Annotated in this window: 1 pseudogene; it reads right to left on the bottom strand. The window is 64.4% G+C overall.

The window, feature by feature from the left end:
* Window positions 1-463, bottom strand: a pseudogene (locus EAE93_RS24085) (RHS repeat domain-containing protein); the annotation flags it as partial.

Genomic DNA, 463 nt, shown 5'->3' with positions numbered 1-463 from the left:
GCCCGTTGCGCGGTTAACTGGCCCATCAGGCTGTACTGCTGGCGCAGAATAAATCCCCCTTCCACGTAACGCCCCGTATCCCGGCCGGCGTCATCCCGTTCCAGGGTCAGGGGCGCCTGTCCTTCCAGCGCCAGCGTAATCAGCTCCCCCACCCGGTTGACTTCCCGGCGACTCTGCCAGCGGCAGAGGTGAGTCTGCCCGCTAAACCGGGCAGGGCCGGCAACCGGCGCTGTTTCGCCGGTCAGCAACTGCCGTTCTGCGGCGCGGTTATCCGGGTAGTGACGCAGAATCTCGCCGTGCGGCTGAATTTCCCGCACTATCCGGTCCTGCTCGTCATATTCAAAATGCAGGGCGCTGTCCGGGGAGTCCACGGTTAACAGCCGGCCCAGGATGTCGTAATGATAACGGGTGGTCCCTTCCGGGGCGCGCAGCGTCGTCAGCCGGCGGGCGGCATCATAATCAT

It is taken from the genome of Photorhabdus akhurstii, from assembly GCF_018448925.1.
GTDB classification, from domain to species: Bacteria; Pseudomonadota; Gammaproteobacteria; order Enterobacterales; family Enterobacteriaceae; genus Photorhabdus; species Photorhabdus akhurstii.
This window is presented reverse-complemented; position numbering and strand designations above follow the sequence as displayed.